Genomic DNA, 397 nt, shown 5'->3' with positions numbered 1-397 from the left:
ATCGCCGATGTGCAGTTTCAGCACGGCGTCACCTGTGGCCTTAGGTAAAATAGCTCCGGTTTGCGCATCCACTTCAAACACGTCGGTATCAGAGCTTTCAAACTCAAACTCTTCGTTTTCTGGGTTTGCAAAGGCGATAGGAAGCTCAACAACCGTGCCGATGAAGGCGCTCTTACCCAGTTCCAACTCGATATCAAAGTCAGGTGTTGGTCGCAGAAACCCGCGCGCTTTTGAGCCTTCTGGCGCTTCTTTGATGTCATCGTCTAACTCTTTTTCTTGCAACGTCAGCGTGATAGCCATGTCGGATTTCAGACCAGGAACATTACCCGATTTGACGAACGTGGCTGAAAGCGTGGCATCACCAGCGCCTTTAACGATGAACTTGCCATCTTCAATC

The 397-nt window shown here is 49.9% G+C and carries 1 protein-coding gene; it reads right to left on the bottom strand.

The genetic code is table 11. The annotated features are described in order from the left end of the window. The coding region (locus QTO06_RS25465; protein ID WP_331410362.1) for a hypothetical protein at window positions 1-397 on the bottom strand (397 nt) is incomplete at both ends.

It is taken from the genome of Vibrio sp. M260121 (assembly GCF_036533715.1).
Classification (GTDB): domain Bacteria; phylum Pseudomonadota; class Gammaproteobacteria; order Enterobacterales; family Vibrionaceae; genus Vibrio.
This window is presented reverse-complemented; position numbering and strand designations above follow the sequence as displayed.